Annotated in this window: 11 protein-coding genes; all 11 read right to left on the bottom strand. The window is 36.7% G+C overall.

Annotated features, from left to right (window positions below):
- Window positions 1–373: 373 nt before the first annotated feature.
- Window positions 374–3,487 (bottom strand): alpha-mannosidase, encoded by a 3,114-nt coding sequence (locus tag BN1058_RS00410; RefSeq protein ID WP_090851248.1) that lies wholly within the window; start codon window positions 3,485–3,487, stop codon window positions 374–376.
- A gap of 23 nt (window positions 3,488–3,510) precedes the next feature.
- Entirely contained in the window at window positions 3,511–5,391 is a 1,881-nt protein-coding gene (locus BN1058_RS00405; RefSeq protein ID WP_090851245.1) for a beta-N-acetylhexosaminidase, read from the bottom strand.
- A gap of 316 nt (window positions 5,392–5,707) precedes the next feature.
- Window positions 5,708–6,331, bottom strand: a complete 624-nt coding sequence (locus BN1058_RS00400; RefSeq protein WP_090851242.1) for a YesL family protein — start codon at window positions 6,329–6,331, stop codon at window positions 5,708–5,710.
- Between the two features lie 48 nt (window positions 6,332–6,379).
- Window positions 6,380–7,705: a glycoside hydrolase family 125 protein gene (locus BN1058_RS00395; protein ID WP_090851239.1), complete on the bottom strand. Its 1,326-nt coding sequence runs from the start codon at window positions 7,703–7,705 to the stop codon at window positions 6,380–6,382.
- A gap of 11 nt (window positions 7,706–7,716) precedes the next feature.
- Window positions 7,717–10,422: an alpha-mannosidase gene (locus BN1058_RS00390; RefSeq protein WP_090851236.1), complete on the bottom strand. Its 2,706-nt coding sequence runs from the start codon at window positions 10,420–10,422 to the stop codon at window positions 7,717–7,719.
- Window positions 10,423–10,685: 263 nt separating this feature from the next.
- Window positions 10,686–13,688, bottom strand: coding sequence for an endo-beta-N-acetylglucosaminidase (locus BN1058_RS00385; protein WP_176694399.1), 3,003 nt, complete (start codon window positions 13,686–13,688; stop codon window positions 10,686–10,688).
- Between the two features lie 185 nt (window positions 13,689–13,873).
- Window positions 13,874–15,106, bottom strand: a complete 1,233-nt coding sequence (locus tag BN1058_RS00380; protein WP_369688237.1) for a S1C family serine protease — start codon at window positions 15,104–15,106, stop codon at window positions 13,874–13,876.
- 60 nt (window positions 15,107–15,166) lie between these two features.
- Window positions 15,167–15,964, bottom strand: coding sequence for an MBL fold metallo-hydrolase (locus tag BN1058_RS00375; protein ID WP_090851231.1), 798 nt, complete (start codon window positions 15,962–15,964; stop codon window positions 15,167–15,169).
- Window positions 15,961–16,908, bottom strand: coding sequence for a two-component system regulatory protein YycI (locus tag BN1058_RS00370; RefSeq protein WP_090851228.1), 948 nt, complete (start codon window positions 16,906–16,908; stop codon window positions 15,961–15,963). The genes BN1058_RS00375 and BN1058_RS00370 overlap by 4 nt, the downstream gene beginning before the upstream one ends.
- Window positions 16,889–18,226: a YycH family regulatory protein gene (locus tag BN1058_RS00365; RefSeq protein WP_090851225.1), complete on the bottom strand. Its 1,338-nt coding sequence runs from the start codon at window positions 18,224–18,226 to the stop codon at window positions 16,889–16,891. Before BN1058_RS00365 ends, BN1058_RS00370 begins: the two co-directional genes overlap by 20 nt.
- On the bottom strand, window positions 18,216–20,057 hold the full coding sequence (gene walK, locus BN1058_RS00360; RefSeq protein WP_090851221.1) for a cell wall metabolism sensor histidine kinase WalK: 1,842 nt from the start codon (window positions 20,055–20,057) through the stop codon (window positions 18,216–18,218). Before walK ends, BN1058_RS00365 begins: the two co-directional genes overlap by 11 nt.
- Between the last annotated feature and the right edge of the window lie 7 nt (window positions 20,058–20,064).

Genomic DNA, 20,064 nt, shown 5'->3' with positions numbered 1-20,064 from the left:
TTCACTGCTACATTAGATTGATTTCAACATATCCATGTTTCCATTAATCCAATCATAATTACCAGTAATCATTAGGATATAATCGTTTTTCACTCAACAAGTAGATAAAGTAGTTAATTGGTATGTAAGCGCCTTCATATTTATATTTTAAACCTTGTAAGCGCTATTTTATAGTTGATTAATTTAGGATTAGCTGCAAAAATCTTAGAAATGAAAAATTTTGATCTATCATTTTTCCATTTTTAAAAATATGCCACTAAATTTTACGTTTACTCATGTATTTAAACAATCTCTTTCACACAAAAAACTCCCCTTATTATAGCGACAGATTTTTATTTTTTAATCTGCCACCTTAAGGGGAGTATATTACTTTTTAAAGGAATATTTTAATTGTCTTAATCTCATAAGGTTTTACTTCTATCTCAATAGGTGAGTCGGATGCTTCTGCTGTTGGTGTTTCCATTAAATCCGTTTCCACCCATGATGTGAAATCTTTCCGAACGGAAATAGGTACATTACCTCTACGTCCTTCATATTCATGCAGACGAACAATCACACCATTACCATCGTATGCGGGTTTAACTGCATCAATCCAAACATGATCTGCATCTGTTTCAATAAAGGATTGATTACCCGCCCATTTTCCTTTCACAGTTAATACAGGGTCATTTAAATCCCAAGCCTTTACTACAGTCTTTGCTTTACGCCAATCGCCTACATGAGGATATAGAGAATAAGTAAAGGAGTGCTGTCCTTGATCAGCTTCTGGGTCTGGATGCATCGCAGCTTTTAATAAAGTTAGTCGCATCATATTCTCTTTTATATCATATCCATATTTACCATCATTCAGCAAGCTAATACCGTAATCTGGTTCTGATAAATCAGCCCACTGATGCCCAACAGTCTCAAACTTAGCCATCTCCCAACTTGTATTCCAATGCGTAGGACGCTTCACATTACCATATTGAATATCATACGTAGCCTCTGTTGCTCGAATATCAACCGGGAATGCAGCTTTCAGCAATTTTCTTTTTTCTCTCCAATCAATAGCTGTTTTAAAATCAATGCGACGGTCATTATGATAAAAAATTATTTCCTGAGAAATAGTAGAGCGATGATATGTCCAAGTGACAAGTACACTAAAGGTCAGTGGTCCAGCTTCTACCACTTCAAACGAAGCAATATCACTAACTTCCTCCATTTTTTCTTGATAAAAAATATCTATGTCCCACGCGTCGTGAGCTAGCGGTTTATCTTCAAAAATTTGTAGCACATTTCCTTTACACCCATCAGCTAACACTTGGCGCTGTGCCTCTTTATCATAAATCTCTGTAATTTGACCACTTTTGTTCCATTTGACCAGATAATACGGTGTCTCTAGTTTTCTATCACAATAGGTAAAGCTAACTGGTGACTCTTTTGCCGTATGCAATGGTTCAAAATACAATTGTTTTACACCAAAAGACGGTAAATGATCAACTTCAACGAGCCAGCCATTCTCTTGCTTTTGATGATGCAATACATTGCCATTATCATCCTTCCACACGCCAGCATCGACATTGGTAAACTCCGAAATGAACACATTTCTTTTCCCTGTTTGATGTGTTGTATTAAAGATAACAACCGAATCGTCTGCCTCTTCCATTTCGCTTTCAATAATGTTTGACTCCAGATCCTTTACCAATCGGAGCGCTTCCACATACTCTTCTTTTGCATCTTCATACACTTCACGAATCGATGAACCTGGGATAATGTCATGGAATTGATTCCGTAATATTATTTCCCACCCATTTTTCAGCTGTTTATTACTTTCTAAAATTTTATCCTCTGATAGCCAGGATGTTAAGAACTCTACCCTACGATACAAAAGTTCAAGTCTGCGATTCATTTTTTTAATAAACGCCTGACTTGTGTATGTACCACGATGATATTCTAAATAAAGTTCACCATCCCATTTATGAATATAACCTGTTGATTGTTCTACATTATCATGTAGTTTGTCGAAAAAACGACCTGCTGTTGATGTCTTAACATTTGGCATACCTGGTAATTGATCAAACCTACGACGCATTTCAAGCATATGACGATTCACACCACCGCCGCCATCACCATATCCGTAAGAAAGCAGTTGATCTTTAGATAGATCCTTATCACGGTAACCATTCCAGGCCCCTTTTACTGTTTTTGCTGTAATAAAACCGTTATACGTATAAAACCAAGAGTCGGAATCATTCCAAGGTTCTGGTGTAGTGATAAAATGGGTTAAGATCTCTGTGCCATCCATCCCTTTCCAGTAAAAGGTATCATGAGGCATGCGATTATATTGATTCCAGCTAATTTTTGTGGTCATCATTGTCTTAATGCCTGCTTTTTGCAAAATCTGTGGCAATGCCCAACTATAACCGAAAACATCTGGTAACCATAAATATTGGCAGTCGACACCAAACTCCTCTTTGAAAAAGTTTTTCCCGTGCACGATTTGTCGGACAAGTGACTCTCCACTTGGGATATTACAGTCAGCTTCTAGCCACATCGCCCCACCCACTTCCCATTGACCTTCCGCAACTTTTTCTTTTATTTGTTGATAAATTTCAGGATAATCAGTTTTTATATACTGATAAAGCTGCGGCTGTGTTTGCAAGAATAAGTAGTCAGGAAATTGTTTCATTAAATGTAATACTGTTGAGAAGGAACGGGCTGATTTTTCCCTTGTATTTCTTAATCGCCATAACCAAGCCACATCAATATGGGTATGTCCGACCGCGTGAATGGTAATATCTGATTGCTTCTCGATGGCTTGAACCGCTTGACTTAAATTAGCTTCTGCTTTATAACACGAAGTATAAAATGCATTACTACCTGGATCAGTCCAATTAATAATCTGCAGTGCATCTTGAATCATATTCTTTAAAATAGAATAATGCGCATCACTTTCATTACTTTCCGTTAATACTTCATAAGCAGCTAGTAGCGTGTAATAAAGCTGGTCTACCTGTTTATCTAACCAGCCGATTTTCGCCATTTGCAATTTAAATTCATTTTCAATTGGAACACCTCCACCTTCAAGACCAGACCACAGTCTAAAATCTAATTGAAGTGGGGTTGTATTGATTTCTTTATTAAAGAGAACTTCTTCATGATTGGAATCAACACCTTGATATGGTTTGCCGTTCACAAATAACAATGATTCAAAACCAGCATTGTTTCCTCCGCCGGTCTTACCAAATGAGAAAAGTCCAACGATTTGTTTGTCTTTAAATTGTAAGTGACTATCTATATCAGCTCGTAACCATAGATATCGATCCCGTCCTTTCCAATAGTCACCTACTTCCATACGATTTTTTTCATCGTAACTTTTGGGTGGATATTTGCCAATGTCACCTTCATCATCGTGTGTATAAAAATAATTAATATGAAAACAATCACGATAGCGATATCCTTCTAATTCGTTAATTCGTGCTTCAAATTTTCTTTGGGTTAAAAACACGATTTCACCCCAGTTCCTTTTATTTATAAAGAGAAATTACCAGCTGTTACAATTCTATGGTAAATATTACCTCCGACTAATCCGTCTACAATTTCCCATGGACCATCATGAGGCAAACGTTTTTCCTCTAGCTCTTCCAAACGCTCAATTTTTCCTTCTAGCCAGTGATTTATACGATATTTCACAGAATCAATCCTTGTTATGATGCCACCATAACGAATATCAATTACTTCCCAGCCGAATGGCTTATACGCTTCAAACCAGATGTCACGGTGCAATCTGCGAAGTATATCCACATTGGTTTGAATCCAGTCCAATTTAGATAGAAATGATTTAACTTGTTCATAATCTTTTTTATCATAAGCTTCTTTTAATTGAAGACCAATTTCCACCTTAACACTCAAAACACGTGCTAATTGCTCATAAAATTCAAATAAGCGCTTCCATTTGTGGTTATTCTGTTTTGCTTTTTCAATTGCTGGTACTAGATTTCTATAATGTTCTCCAAGTTCTAGTCCGCGAATATTTTCATCATATAAACCTATTAAAATATCCTGATATAATGTCACTTTAGACGTCATAGATATATTCATATTATCTTTCATCACACCTGGTGTTTCATCCAATTGTTTTAAAATCATAAAATCATCAAATTTTCCATCACAACAAAAGGCAAAACGTCTATCTATTTGTTCAGATGAAACCTCCTTATTGTAGGTGTGTTCAGCAAACAATTGAAGTATTGGATACGCAGTAGAAAACGGTGTTTCTGCTCCATTATCCCCCCAAAGCGTCACAAAAACCTCATTAATCCCTTCTTTTTTAGAAGCTCTCATAGAAGCTTCCGTGGTAGCAACAGCCTTGCCATAGTTCGGTGCAATACCATTCCAAGTCCATGCTCCACCGGCAAAAATAGGCGTACGGCCTAGTTCCTTGTGATGCTTAAAATTATTTTCATAGACTTTTTGTTCGTTATCATAGTAATTCCAATAAACAAGTTCTACATCTGGAATGCCAGCAAGAATATCCGATCGAATTTGGCCGTTTTCATCACGGTAGTTACTATCTTTTGAAAATAACGGGGAATACATATCGCTCCAAATCATTGGTTTATAACCGTACTTTTCTGTAAGTGCAACTACCTTTTGTAGATGGCGGTTCATAATAGTAATATGGTTCTCAAATCCGTGTTTTTCTAAATATTTACCAAGCCCAAGTTGAAAGGTTTCATCCATGCCAATATGAATACGATTTGTTTTAAACGCTTCAGCAGTCGCCTTTATACAGTTTTCCAAAAACGTATATGTTTCCGGTTCATCTACTAATAATATATCGTCTGTATCTTTAAAGTTAGATGCGTAATTCCATTTTATTGCTTCGCGTAAATGACCTAATGTTTGAATACATGGAATCATTTCAATTCCTAACTGGCTAGCATAATGATCACACGTTTTTAACTCCTCTGTTGTATAACGTCCTCGCATATATCCAAAATAGGGATGTTCCTTTACTTCGTATGTATCTTCGGTATATAGCATTAGACTGTCTAATCCCATAATAGCCATTTTTTGTAGCAACTTTTTAATATCTGAAACAGTCGGAACTGCATTACGTGATGCATCTAGCATCACACCAGACATATGAAACTGTACCTCTTCTGATAGAGAGAATTGACCTTTTTCCTTAAATTGCTCTAACCATATGCCTAATGCTCGAAAAAAGTGAATTGGCTTATCAAAAGTGATTGCTCCTTGATCATCTTGATTAGCAACGCTTAAGCAATCTTTTTTATTATTAACTTGAATGGGGTGACCTTCTGTTGAAAGTTCAATATTTAGCTCATTAGCTATAATCTGCAAGCCTTCTATTACAGAAGATATATCTCCTTTTATGTTCAGTTTCATCCTCATTCCTCCTTTTATAATATATTTTAATTTTTTTCAGCCTATTGATATGGTTATTGCTCACTTGCAAATTCATTGCTTGATAATTCCGTTACCTTTCACTGCTGGCGGACGCTTTCCGCGGGCATGGCTTGAGCCTCCTCGGAAGAAACCCACTTCCTGTGGGGTCTCAAGACGCATGCTTTTCCCGCAGGAGTCGTCGCCATGCGCTCAAGGTAACTCGATATGAACTTTATTCATTTCCATCGAAATATGACATACACTTGAATAATGTATAATTACATATTACTCCAGTTATGTGTTTTAAATTACAGTGTTATTCAGGTTGTTGTGTTCGTTTTTCAAAAGCGGTAAATCGACTTAAACAAACTCGCATCATCCAAAACGCAGGTACAACTGCAGAAATAAACGGTATCAGACCTGGATTCTCATTGATCATATAACCAATCAGTGAAAGACCCATTATAATTAAAAGGCTAGTAGGTAGACTAGTTAGTGCAAACAAAAAGGATTGCTTAATATAAGCTTTATTTGATAGTTCATAATGTGCATAAATTGCAAAGAAATAACCAACAGCCAATAATAATATAAACAAGAGAATACATAGAAAAATGAAAAGGAAACTTGCTAAAAAGCCTGTCATTAACTGATCTACAATTTGGATATCAACATAAAGGAAAAGGGCGATTCCATAGAAAACGAAGCCAATTTTATTACTTCTTTTCCATTCCTTAAAGTAAACACGCTTAAATTCCTGGAACACGGGTACATCTGTATGGTTTCTCATCCATTTCCGTACAACAGAAAATAAGGCAATTGACGCAGGGAAAAAGCCAAAAACCCCCAATCCTAAGATTGTAAAAGCAAACCAGTACCAATTAGCCAATATTCCTTTCCATATCCATTCACAAACGACGATCATCCAAGGTACTTTTTTCATTGTATTCTCCCCTTTTTTAACAGCAAGTCTGAATGGCTTGCTTTATGTCTAGTTGCTATTATTTCTTATTAATTGTTGATCGAGTGGACTTCCTTTTACAGCTTTTCCAGTTAAACTTAATACGAATTCACTAAACATGCTATTTGCCCATGCAAACCAATCCCTAGTAAATTCTTCTGGGCTATCAGCGTTAAAGCCTTCATGCATATAGCCAGTTCCACCATCTGTCTTCTTAAAATAAGCTAATATACGTTGTTTTTCAGCTTCATCTGTTGTTGTCATTCCTTGAATTGCAAGTGCAATATGCCAAATATAATGGTCAGGTGTGTGGGGACTTCCAATACCATTGGCATCTTTCCCTTCATAATAATACGGATTCTCTCTACTTAATAGAAACTGACGTGTATTGTTATAAACCGTATCATCATAAGTAAGATAGCCTAAGTAAGGAGCAGCTAGAAGACTCGGAACATTAGCGTCATCCATTAAATTGAAACGACCATTTCCGTCCGTTTCATATACATACATATCTCCTTGAATGGGATGATGGAGCTTGCCATATGTCTCGATCCCTTGCTTCATTTCATCACGGATTTCCAAACACTGTTCTTTCAATGATTCATTATTTAGTACTTGGTCAACCATTTCTGCAGCATAGCCCAATACAACAACTGCAAACATATTTGCCGGGACGAGATAACCATAGGTACAGGCATCATCACTTGGACGAAAAGCACTCCAAGTCATACCAGTTGATACAACATGCCCACCTTTCCCATCCCGAATTAAGGTGTCAGACTGACGAACATCAGTACGCGAAAAGCGATACGCAGATAGATTTTCATGGTCCTGCTCTGTTCTCCACACATGTAGAATATTTTCCATTACTTGTTTAAGCGTTTCTTCTATAAAAGCAGTTCGTCCTGTTGATTTCCAAAATAGATATGCCAGTTGGATCGGATAGCATAATGAATCAATTTCATACTTTCGCTCCCAAATATGTGGTGTCATTTCTGTTTGATCGGCTTGATGCCCTTTACCGTTTGCACTCTCGTTAAATGCATTTGCATATGGATCATGTAATATAAAATCAAACTGTTGACGAATCACACCCTCGAGCAAATCCGCTATTTCTTTATCCTCTTCTGCCGCTAATAAATAAGGTCGAACCTGTGCAGCCGAATCTCGAAGCCACATTGCTGGAATATCTCCTGTAATGACAAAGGTCTTACCATCCTCCTGCTTTTTTAATGTCGTAGTATATGTGTTAACAAAGCATTGTTCAAACATCTGATGCAATTTCTCATCGCCCGGAAAAAAGTCTTTCACATGATTGATAATTTTTTGCATGGATGCTGGAATGTTTCCTGTCATTTCCCTCACTCCTAGTGTTTATTATGAAAACCGAGTGTAATAATTTCATGTTTTCCTACTTCATATAGCTCATCTTCTTGATTTGTTTTTTCTTCTAGAATGGAACTTTTAAAAGATTGATAGTTTTTGATAGTAGCATGTAAAGGTAACTTCTTCTCTACTGGATTAAACCAACGTATCATTACATCTTCTCGTTCTTCTTCTACTTTCATGGATGACCATGCAAGCCCATCTGCTTCCGTTTTTACAAATTGATGGTTCTCTGGCCATACGCCTTCATGTATACCTTCCTGAACCGGCACTAGTGGAACTTTGAACTGATACGCATCAACAAAAGCTTGTGACTGTATGACATCTTTTTCATGCGGAAGCACTTGCCATTCTGCTGTTTGTAATCCCTGACATTGTGCCTCAGGTGTTGGGAAGTCTCCCCAATCTCCAAGCTCAGCAACCGAGCGAAGGACGGTTAATGCAATGGTGCCATCTTCTTTTAGGATTTCATATTCATGTAGGCCATCTGTTGCGACTGTCAATCCTTTTTGATTATCTGCTAAACTACTAAATCGTTGTTGGTGATGACAAAAACTTGGATTTTCCCATTCTTTTTCGGGTGTATTTGGACGAGAAACAATTTCAAAAATACTATCTGCTTTATGTGTTTCTGTCTCTATACCTGTAGGAAATAACACACGTAAACGATGGTCTGTTGCTTGATTATCAACCATTAGCTTAAAGGATGGGCCTTTCATCCCTTTTGTAAGGGTAACAACGGTTCGAAGTGTTAGTGTTGTCACTTCTTCTGATCTGCCCGCTTCTCTTTCTTTATGCCAAATTAAATAATTTCGTTCGGTGGCTAATTGATCATCCGCAGAAACTGGAATAGTTAATGTTTGTGTAACCTCCAGTTTTGATCTAAGTGTACTTCGTTCCAAAAACTTAAATTCAGCCTTCACACCTTTTGTTGTGATTGCGGGATGCCTCTCAGTCTCTTTGTACATATATTCATTACCAATGTCTCCAGTATCCTCATATATGCCGAGATGATGGAAGGACTCACCCGTTACTTTGTTCATTAGATCATAACTACCGTCCGCATGAAAACTTACATGTACATAATCATTCTCCATCTCCGTATCATGATTTTCTGTTACCATTTTATTTTGTCTTGGCCGTTGCATCGGATCCTCTGATGGCACAAGGTAGAATGTTTTGTAGCCAAAAGCCGGGATATCTTCTGTAAAAAATGACAGTTCAGCTCGTTTAGCATAATAGGGTTGGCGGAACTGATCATCTGGTAAATCATAACCAAATGCAATAGTAGGGTCGTCTAGTTGATAATCTATTATTTTACCTTCACTATCGACAAGTTTATATCCTGGTGTTGTTTTATTCTGGAGATAAACTGGTATTTCTTCAAACGGCATTTGTGAGAAATACACTTTATCTAAATCAACTGTCTTTGTAATGACATCATTTTTCTTCCATCCAGTTGTATTGATAACAATAAGAGGAATACCGCCTTCTGGTGTATTAGACGTGTCAATATTTCTGGAAAGCTCCTTAGCTTTTTCCTTTATAAACACATCTCCCATTTGTGCTACCGTTTCAAAACGAGTAACCATTTCTCGGTGCACCGCATCAACACTACAACCACAAATACTGTCATGTGGATGATTCTTCATCAATGATTTCCACATAAATTGAATGTATTTGTGTGGATAGGCATTGCCAGCCAAAAAGTTCATCGCTGCAAGTGGTTCTGCAACTTTTTCTAGTAAGCTTTGACAATAATTATTCCATTGTTTTAAGTAAATTCGACTTGATGCCGTATTAACAAGGGTAGACCAACCATCTGTCCGCTGATTTCGTAACTCCCCTTCAATGACTTGAAGTCGATCGGGAAGGGAGTCTTGTAATGCCTCTATATACTCGTCAAAACTTGAATGCTTAAACCTATAATCTGGATAAAGCGCTGACGCTGTTTCTATTGCATCTGGAATGTTTTTTTGTAGCGGCTGATGGTCGCAGCCATTCATAAATAATAATTGATTGGTCGATGCATATTTCTCCGCATCTTGTAACTTTTTATCCCAAAATGCTTTTGCTTCTTGTTTATCAGCTGGTATTTCATTCCCATTGGAATACCAATTAGCAAAAAGAATTCCTAACACTTTTGAACCGTCAGGAGATTGCCAATCCATCTCTGAGTATGGCGATTCGAAATTTGTTGTATCTGATACAGTATTATTAAAACCAGTAGGTTTAACACCTCGACCAAAAGCTGCTGTATCAATGTTTGCTTGTTTTAGAATTTGAGGTGCCTGACCATATATACCAAATGTATCAGGGAAATAACCAATTTTTGATGCATGGCCATAGGTCTTTGTATCACTGAGACCAATCTGCAAGTTCCGGATATTTGCTTCAGAACTAGTTAAAAAAGCATCTTGTAAGATGTACCATGGACCTATGTAGAGCTTCTTCTCTTCAATTAATTGTTTTACAATATCTCTATTTTCTGGGTGAACAGCGAAATAATCCTCTAATAGAACCGTTTGACCATCAAGATGAAAAGATTTAAATGCATTACCTTTCTGGTTAAATTGTTCAATTAAATGGTTCATCAGTTTAATAAAGTAATACCGGTGCTGCTCAAAAGGTAAATACCATTCCCTATCCCAATGAGAATGGGAAATAATATGGGCTGTTTTTTTCATGATACTTTCCCTCCTTTAATCATTTATACGAAATAAGAAAACGCTATCATTTTTTTATACCTTTTATTTCTTCCTTTCATTTCTTTATTACTACAATAAAAAAAACTGTATTGACTAGCAATAGAATAACAGTAAGTCATAAAGTTATTACACTCGATATTAAATTAGTTCATTGATTTTATGTAAGCAAGGAGGTTAGTCCTTTCTTGTATAACTGCTACGTAGGACTAACCTCTCTTAAAAAAATAAAGCTTTGGGAAATTCTATGATTCCTTTTTCAACTGCTGCATACGCTCCATAGCCTGCTCTAAACGGTCATGGTTGGTGACTTGTTTTCTTTGTGTAGGATGAAGCTTATTATAGGCCACTTTGCAATCTTTAACCATATGCTTATCATTAATGGTTAAGTCGTTCACATTCGGCAAATTGTTAATTTGATGAACGACCTTTGTTACCTCTTCACTTAGATAAGCCACACTAAATCTTAGGCTTTCTCTTTGACCTTCAGTTTGAACCGTATAGTAAATCCTTCCAGATTCAGCATTGCCAAAATCGATCTGATCAAAGGTAATAGTACCATCTTGTTCAGCTGTTGTTTCTGCTAAAACATCCGCTGCATCTAGGGAGTTATATAAACGAACCGTTTCATCCTTTTTAACTCTATCAATGCTAACTTGATCTTGGGCTCCAGCATTATTTTCTGCTGTGACAAAATGCATCATAATATTTTCTGTTCTAGGAAGAGCAGCATTTTCAAACATCTGCCACTCATAAATACGGATAGCACCCCAAGGAGAATTCCCGCTATCATGAATCTGTAGTTTGAATTCTCTTGCTGTAATAGGCTGGTCTAAAATAATGTCGGTTACAGCTTTTGTATTATCCGTAATCCTTTTAGCACTAACCCACTCCCCGCTATCATCTTTATAAAGGAGTTCAAAATCAACGGTATTCATGTTACTTGCTTCCCCGCCATGTTCTGCGTGTTCTACGCGCCAGCGACGAATCGTTTTCTTTTCACCAATATCAATGCTCATATAACCACTTTCCATATGGGTTGCACACCACTTACTGTTACCAATTGCTGTCCCGTCTAATGCTTTAACAGCAGGCTCTGCATCGTTTTCCGCTGACACATCAGTTACTTTAGCATCAAGAGCAACATTAGGTGAAGTAGGGTTTTGCTCTATTTCTGTTGCATCTGTATCCATACCCCAATTAAACGGAACTGCAGCGGCTTCTCCACGCACATAATCACGATTGACCGGTACCACCTTTAGCAAGGTAATATTATTAGCTGTAGCATTTTTAGTGGTACGTGTAATATTCGGCGTGTAGAAATAGTTATTCGGTGTTACACCTAAAAGTGTTTCTACTCCATCAGCATTTTCTTGGTAAACTTCATAGTATAAGTCGTTGTCATTTTCATTGTCAGCCCAGCTCAAGCGTGCTTCTGCCTCAAACGCTGTCCTAGGCATCTTCTTTATAATTTTTACATCTGCAGGCTTTGTTAAAGCTGCTGCTTTTTCATCATAGACGGACAACTGACCTAAATGGATCGAATAGTCATCTATTTTTTCAGCATTACTTACTTTTAAACTTAACGCATAGGCTGTTTTACCAGCATCTTTTCCAAGATCAACAACCGTTGTCTTCCAATCGGAGTCTGAATGAGGTAAAGAATAATATTTCATCTTATCCTGTGCATAGTCCTCACTATACGCCACACCAAGTGATACGTCTGTGCCTGTTGAATTTTGATAAACAACACGGACCTTTGTAGCATCAGTTACAGACAATTTCGTGCTATAAAGCATGGTGTCATTGATAGAACCAGGATCAAGTGGACCACTGAATGCTAATGAATTACCACCATTATAGGCCTTATCAAAATCATAAGAAACATTGATTCTACTTCCTTCATTGCGAACCCACCAGCGCCAAGTAGGCATAATATCCTGAATGGAGCGGTTATTCCATTCTCGTTCACTGGCTATTTTCCCATTTATAAAATATTGTTTTCCGTGTCCACTATTAAAATTAGTTGTAAACGGCTTCTCCTTAATAACGGACGAGTCGGTCACAAAGCGTGCCATCCCCTTCCAATCGGCAGAATCATCAGCTAGTGTAGGGTCACCTTGAGGCCCAGTCCACAGAATTTTTTCTTTCTCATGGAAATCAGCTGGATCTTTTGCGATCCCCATGGTTGAGTTTGGTGTATAAAGTGCAATGGATACCTTAGCCTGCTTGTTCTCATCCAATAGTGCATCCGTGTTCACTTTTGTATTATAAGCATTCTGTTGTAATTCAAAACCTGCATAGGCATCAAAAGGATTACGTTGATGACCGTTCATTGTATCAACGGTGGTTTTAATTTTGCTTGTTGTCCAGTTATAGTTCAAAAAGAATTCATCAACGGCATATACTCCATCTTCCGCTGGTTTTACATACATGTCGTTCTTACTATTAATAGCATTCTGGTAGTTAATAACACCATTGTTATCTTGTGCATCATACCAGCTTACATTAAGTTGTGCGTTTCGCTTTATATAACGCATCATTTCATTCATGCGTACTGCTGTCTCCTTGCTAACACCGTATGTTTCCTGATTAAAAAAGTAGCCATCAAATCCAAAATATTGCGCTACTTCAATCATTTTGTCTGCTACAGGAAAACTTCCATCTGCTTTCTGCTGTGTAAATGCTTCTATTTCTGCAACCCCTTCAGGAGAGCTCCCCCATGGGAAACCAAGCGTTGCATAGACTGGCACACCGTTTCGATGTGCGGCATCAACGATATCCGGTGTTGGAATGGCAAAAATCCCTTCATTTGTACCTGACCAATAAATGTATGAATCTAGTAATTGCCAGTTATCAAAGGCGTATACATTGAATTCATTACTTCCTACAGAGCTTGCCTTATCATGATTCCATGTTGTAATGGAAGCAGAAGTAATACCAGCTTTCGGATTGGCTAGTGGATTAACCTGCGACCCTTTAAAACGATTTTGATTTAAAGGGACACTAGCCCGGTTTAATTCTGCATCAGGGTCATTTTCAGGTGACCATTTCAGCAATGTTTCCACATTAAAGGCCGGTGCTAATGGCTTAAGACTAAGTTGGTCCGCATAGTTCTCATTTACGACATCTGTTCCATCTCCATTTACTTCGGCTTTTACTTGACTCACTCCCAATAAACTAACTAACATGAAAGTGGCTAATACAGATAACATACGGTTGTAAAACTTATTTCGTTTTCTCCTCATATTATCCTTCCTTTCTAAAGGTTTGATATTTGAAAGCCCTTTCATTCATTATAAAATTCCTCGCTTACTTTAAATAGTGAATTATTATTAGATTTACTGTGTAAATTAAAGGGTTAATTTTTTAATTATGTTAATATATGTAAAAACAATAATAAAACGAGCGGCTTTTTTTACCGCTCGTTTTATTATTGTTTTTGTGCAGCTAGTTTCACTGTTACTTCCTGTTTATTTCCATTACGATAAAACGTAACCACCATATTATCGCCTGGTTCTTTTTTCTGATATAGATGTTTTCGCAAATCAATGATGTTCCTAATCGGTTCACCGTCTAATGCGGTAATGACATCATAGGTTGTTAAACCAGCTTCTGATGCGGGAGATCTTGCTTCAATACTTTGTAGATAGATTCCACTAGTTACATCGCTAGGTAGCTTTAAGCTTCGACTCCATTCTACTTGCGCAATATCCTCAAGCGAATATGCTTCCACTCCTAGGAAAGCACGTGACATTCGACCATTCTTCTCTAATTCCTTTATTACAGGGATCGCATCATTAATCGGGATAGAAAATCCAATTCCTTCCACAGATGATTGGGCTATTTTCATCGAATTAATTCCAATTAATTGCCCGTCCATATTAATTAATGCACCACCACTATTACCAGGATTAATGGCAGCATCGGTTTGAATAACTTCTGCTTGCCAGTCTGCTCGTCCATCTCCATTAAAATCTTGGGGAATGGCTCGTCGCTTGCCACTTATAATTCCCTGTGTAACAGAACCTGATAAATCTAGCCCTAGTGGATTACCAATTGCAATTGCTGGTTCTCCAACCTTTACATGGTCAGAATCACCTAATGTTGCTACATGTTCAATTGATCCTCTATCCATTTCAAGTACAGCTAAATCCATAAAAAGATCACTACCACGTAATTTTGCTGGTAAACGCGAATCATCAGATAGAATAACTTCGATTTGATCTGCTCCATCTACTACATGATAATTAGTTACAACAAACACTTTATCGTCTTGAATCTTATAAATTACTCCTGAACCAGTGCCCGCTTCTCTTCCAGCTCCTTCTGAAAAGATCGAAGCCGATTGAATATTTTCAATACCTACTACGGTTGGGGCCACCTTTTCAACGATTTCTGTAATCTGTGTGGAAATATCCACACTCATTGGTTTTACTATCGATGATATCGTATCATCTGTGTTCGTTGTATGTTCACGTTGATAGGTTGGTTCAGGTAAAATGATTTGGTATGGCAAAATATCGTGTCGAATCAAACTAGGTAAGAAAGCAACAAATAATACGACCCCTATTAGCGCACCTAATAAACTTGGCATAACCCACGATTTTCTTTTTTGTTTCCTTTGATCGGTATTTTTCGGTTGATACTGATCATCGTATACCACGCATAACGCTTCCTCTCTATACTATCTTGTTTATCGATAGTGTGCCTCATTGAGAGAATTTTAAACGACTTCAAACAAAGGTGTTGGATTATTAGGATCAGTATCATGAATTTCAATTTGATCGCCTATCGGAAAACCTTGCTCCGTTAAATGATTTTCTACAGACATTCGAGCTAATTCCTTCATATTATTATCTTTACTTAAATGAGCTAAATAAATTCGCTTCGTATGATCACCGATGATGTCTGTTAATGCCAAGGCGGAATCATCATTAGAAACATGTCCCGTATCACCAAGAATTCGACGCTTCACATTCCATGGATAACGCCCCATTTGTAACATAGAAACATCATGATTCGCCTCAAAAATAAGCGCATTGGCGTCTTCCACAGTCTTTTTAATTCGTTCAGATACATAGCCAAGATCCGTGACGATAGCAACTTTTCTTCCATTATGATGGAATGTATAGAACATTGGTTCAGCGGCATCATGAGATACACCAAATGATGTAACATCGATATCACCAAAAATCTTTGTCTCTTCCATGTTAAAAATAAATTTTTGGTCTAGTGTTAGCTTACCTATTGAGTCCCCCATTGCTTTCCATGTCTTTTCATTGGCATAGATCGGCAAATTGTACTTTCTTGCCATAATACCTAATCCTTTAATGTGGTCACTGTGTTCATGTGTGACAAGTATCTTAGAGAGCGTTTCTGGATTAATACCCGCTTCTGTTAATAAACGATCCATCTGCTTCCCACTTAATCCTGCATCGACTAAAATATTTTCTTTATCTGTTCCAATATAAAATGCATTTCCGGTACTTCCTGATGCTAATACTGAAAAACGTAACGTCATTCATTCCCCACTCCAATTATTGTATTCCCGATGTTTAATAAACCTTGTTTTATGGTTTCATACAATTCCTCTTCTTCATCCTCATCCTCGGTTTGAAGAAACAATAAGCTACTTTGTTCTGATGCTTGCATTTCGTCAATAAACTCATGATATGTTGTATCTATAAAATCATTGTTACGTGGATAATTGTGTCCTTCAATAGCATTGACAAAATAGTCTTCTGTTTCATTTACCTCTACATTCCAAGTTGGATTTAATACTTGCTCTCCATTTGGAAGAGAAATTAAATTGTGATAGCCTAAATTAACGTCTGTTACTTTATCGCCAGTCTCTATTAAATTTTCTTTTAGAAATAACGTCGAAATTGCATTCATTTGCGAATTTAATTTTTCTGGATCTTGTTGATCATCTTTTTCCTTCTCCATCATTGTTTGCACATATTGAATCATTTCTCCATTATCATTTAATTGAATTAATAATAAAGCATTTTTATTATAAAAAATGGGATACTCGATTTGTTGGAAGAAAATTAAAATGTCTTTACTTGTATCTTTTCCCCAAAAGGTGTAAGACTGGCTATTGAAAATCAAACCATTTAATTTTTCTTGATAAGATTCATCTTCCAAATTAATCGGTACTGGCTCTTTAAATCGTCCAATTAATAAATAGTTGTTTACAATTACTTGTTGCTGATTATTGAGTTTTTCTAGACTAGTAATATCACTTTCTGAATATGATTTATTCATCGCATAGATCAACGGGGCTTCAAATGATTCATCTGAAACATTTTCCTTTAGCCCCTCAATATTAGAAGCAATTTCTTCTTCTGTTGATGATTCTTCACTATATTTATAATCTTCTTTGGTTAGCAATTGTTGAATAAGAAATATATCTAGGACAAGGAAGCAAATAATAAACAATAATTTAGTTTGATCCCACTGCATTATTTTCTCCCCCCATCCATTGCTCCGGGACTTCTAGTTGTTCCCAACCACTTATTCCTTGCACATACCAAGTCGGCGTTAATTTGTACAATTGTTTACCAGTTTGCTGTTCAAGCTTATAGCCAATTGCAACATCATATATCATGCGATTTTTGTAATTTTCACCTTGTAAAATAGATATCACGTTAGAAGCATTCAGTACACTAGATTGCTGACCTGGTCCTCGAATATCCAACAATTGAATGGTTGGGTGTGTATACTTGTGAATTTTTTGATCATGCCATTGAACTGAAATCTTCGTAAGCGAGTCTATTTGATATACTGGATATCCTTTAAAACTCAACGTGTAATTAACCATATTCGTATTTGCTGTTGTAGATAAATCTGATAAAACAAAGCGAAATGGCTCTGTTGCAGTAAAGCCCAAATGCGTATTCATAAAATTATTGTGCACTTGATCTAATAATTGATAAACACTAATGGATTTATCATCTATTTTGGTCGCATTAGATGGATCAGTAAAGCTGATACGATTGGCGTCGCGTGTTAACTCTCTTGTTCCATCTGTATAAATCATTGCGCCTCCTTTAAGAAAAGAACTTTTCACTGAAGAAGGTGTTTTGAATAATAGGTTGATAAACGGATCAACTTCTATCTCTTTATAAGAAGATAAGTAAGATGATAAATTCACTGTTTCTGGCAAATAAACATTTTCATTATTACTATTTTCAAAAATCACATAGTTGCTTGTTGTATTGTTGTCTCTATAATTATTTAAATACGTTACTATTTGACCATAATTCTGAATACTAGCACGAATGGCCATACCAGTATCAGCCTTTGCAAATAATAATTGTGTATCCTCCTGTTTGTTTGATAATTTAATGTACATTCGATCAAAACTACCATTTGGAATGATTTCATCATCTACCACAAACAAATCCTTTAGTATTTCATTCGGTAGTTCTGTAGGAAAAATAACCTCTACTAAATTTTGTATTTTATCAATTGAGTGATATTCCATCGTCGTAGCACTAAAGTCAAATATGGACCAGGTTTGCATTTTATTATACAATTCTTTTTCGTCTTCCTTATACTCTAAACGTAATGGTTGTCCTTCTACATGATAAATGATTTGAGAAGGTTGAATGGTTTGCTTTTTTGATTGGGTCTCTCCATTCAGTTGTGCTTCAATCACATCTTCCTCATTAGTTAGTTGATCATAACTCGGCTGATAGTTCCAAATAGCTGCAGTTAATAATAAACTTAATCCGACTAAAAAGGTTAAAATAATTGTTGTCCATGATTTAAACTTCATTCTTTCCACCCCGCTTTCGATTAATAAGCGGTAACGTAAATACAATCGTTGTCCCTTTTCCCTCCACACTGTCAGCCCATATCTGGCCGTGGTGAGCAGTAATAATTTCCTTTGCAATCGCAAGTCCTAATCCTGTACCACCAAGCTGTCTAGATCGTGCTTTGTCCGCCCGATAAAAACGGTCAAAGATACGATCGAGCTTATCACGTGCAATACCGGGACCTTGATCGGTTATACTTACCTTCATGCGTTGTCTTTCTTTCATGACTCGAAAAACAATCGTCCCATTCATTGGCGAATACTTAATAGCATTTGAAATAACATTATCTATTACTTGGATAATTTTATCCTTGTCCATCCATAAAAACAGACTATCTTTTGGAATATGTCGCTCTATTAAAATAGATTCCTGTTTATTCATTTCGAAGCGATCTAATACATGATGGAAAAATGGAATAACGTTGACACGCTCTTTATGCATGGACTGTTCTTTGTAATCCATTTTTGACAATTGTAAAAGATCATTTACCAATCGAATCATACGTTCTGTTTCCTTTTGTGTTACTTCTAGAAATTGTGGTGCAATGGTTTTATCTTCCCAGGCACCATCCGTTAACGCCTCTAAATAACTTCGCAACGTGGTTAATGGTGTGCGAAGTTCATGTGATACATTAGAAACAAATTCTCGACGTTCTTTTTCTACTTTTTCCTGTTCTGTTACGTCACTTATAACAGTAATTAGACCTGTAAATTGTTCTTGTTCATCTAGTACCACAGAGAAGTTTGCTTTAATTAAAAAGAATTGTTCATCATCACTAAAATCAATGGTTATTGAACCAGCATCTTGAAATTCTAATAAATCAACTGTGTTCTCTTCTAATTGTAATACATCAATGATTGATTCACCTTTCACCTCTTCGAATGATCGATCAATCAAAATGGAAGCTGGTTCATTCATTAATGTTATCTTGCCATGTTCATTTGTAGCAATCACTCCATCAGACATATTCGATAGGACCGTACTTAATTTTCTACGTTCCTCTTCCGTCTTATGATTTGCTAGTCTAATTTTACTGCTCATATCATTAAAGGTAGTAGCTAGCTGTCCAATTTCATCGTTGCCATATACATTTACGGTTCTGCTAAAGTCACCTTGCGACATGATCATTGCTTGTCTACGCATTTCAGTAATTGGCTTAGTAATTGATCTAGCAACAAGCACCCCCAAGATAGCAGTAATAACAATGGCGATCAATGCCCCATTTAAAAAAATGTTATTGATATTATCTAGTTGGGAATAAACTTCCTCTTCCATGGAAGCCTTTAAATAGATAACCCCTAAAGACTGGTCTCTATCATAGATAGGAACCACTCGAATTAGCTGCCGATCCCCTGTGTGTGCATCACGTTGCACTGTCTCTGTATCAACATTATACAAAATGGCATTACGAATAAGGGTGTTCTCACTTGTTATTATCTTCCCAATATCTTCTTGCTGTGTGTTTGCTCCAATAATTCGAAATTGACGATCAATTACTTGTAATGTGGAATAGGAATCACTTCTCCCATACAAATCAACAATATTTTGTATATCTTGCTGTAAGTCACTACCATCTTCATCTTCCGATCTCTCTTCTTGCAATGCTTCTTTGACATTGTAGGTTAATACCTCTAAACGATCATCGATATTATTGATGAAGTTTGTTTCTAATTCATGCTGCAATCGTTTAGCAAAGTATGCACCAATCACTTGGAATGCTAGTAGAAGTAATAAAATCATAATCATAATTATCTTCCACTGAATTGATTGTGTAATTTTAACCTTTTTCATAGTTACT

The sequence above is a fragment of the Paraliobacillus sp. PM-2 genome (genome assembly GCF_001368815.1).
Taxonomy (GTDB): Bacteria; Bacillota; Bacilli; order Bacillales; family Amphibacillaceae; genus Paraliobacillus.
This window is presented reverse-complemented; position numbering and strand designations above follow the sequence as displayed.

Excerpts from the sequence above, each read along its gene's own strand:
- BN1058_RS00400 (WP_090851242.1), bottom strand. The coding sequence starts at position 6,331 with ATGAAAAAAGTACCTTGGATGATCGTCGTTTGTGAATGGATATGGAAA.
- BN1058_RS00395 (WP_090851239.1), bottom strand. The coding sequence starts at position 7,705 with ATGACAGGAAACATTCCAGCATCCATGCAAAAAATTATCAATCATGTG.
- BN1058_RS00405 (WP_090851245.1), bottom strand. The coding sequence starts at position 5,391 with ATGAAACTGAACATAAAAGGAGATATATCTTCTGTAATAGAAGGCTTG.
- BN1058_RS00370 (WP_090851228.1), bottom strand. The coding sequence starts at position 16,908 with ATGCAGTGGGATCAAACTAAATTATTGTTTATTATTTGCTTCCTTGTC.
- BN1058_RS00365 (WP_090851225.1), bottom strand. The coding sequence starts at position 18,226 with ATGAAGTTTAAATCATGGACAACAATTATTTTAACCTTTTTAGTCGGA.
- BN1058_RS00390 (WP_090851236.1), bottom strand. The coding sequence starts at position 10,422 with ATGAAAAAAACAGCCCATATTATTTCCCATTCTCATTGGGATAGGGAA.
- BN1058_RS00385 (WP_176694399.1), bottom strand. The coding sequence starts at position 13,688 with ATGAGGAGAAAACGAAATAAGTTTTACAACCGTATGTTATCTGTATTA.
- BN1058_RS00375 (WP_090851231.1), bottom strand. The coding sequence starts at position 15,964 with ATGACGTTACGTTTTTCAGTATTAGCATCAGGAAGTACCGGAAATGCA.
- walK (WP_090851221.1), bottom strand. The coding sequence starts at position 20,057 with ATGAAAAAGGTTAAAATTACACAATCAATTCAGTGGAAGATAATTATG.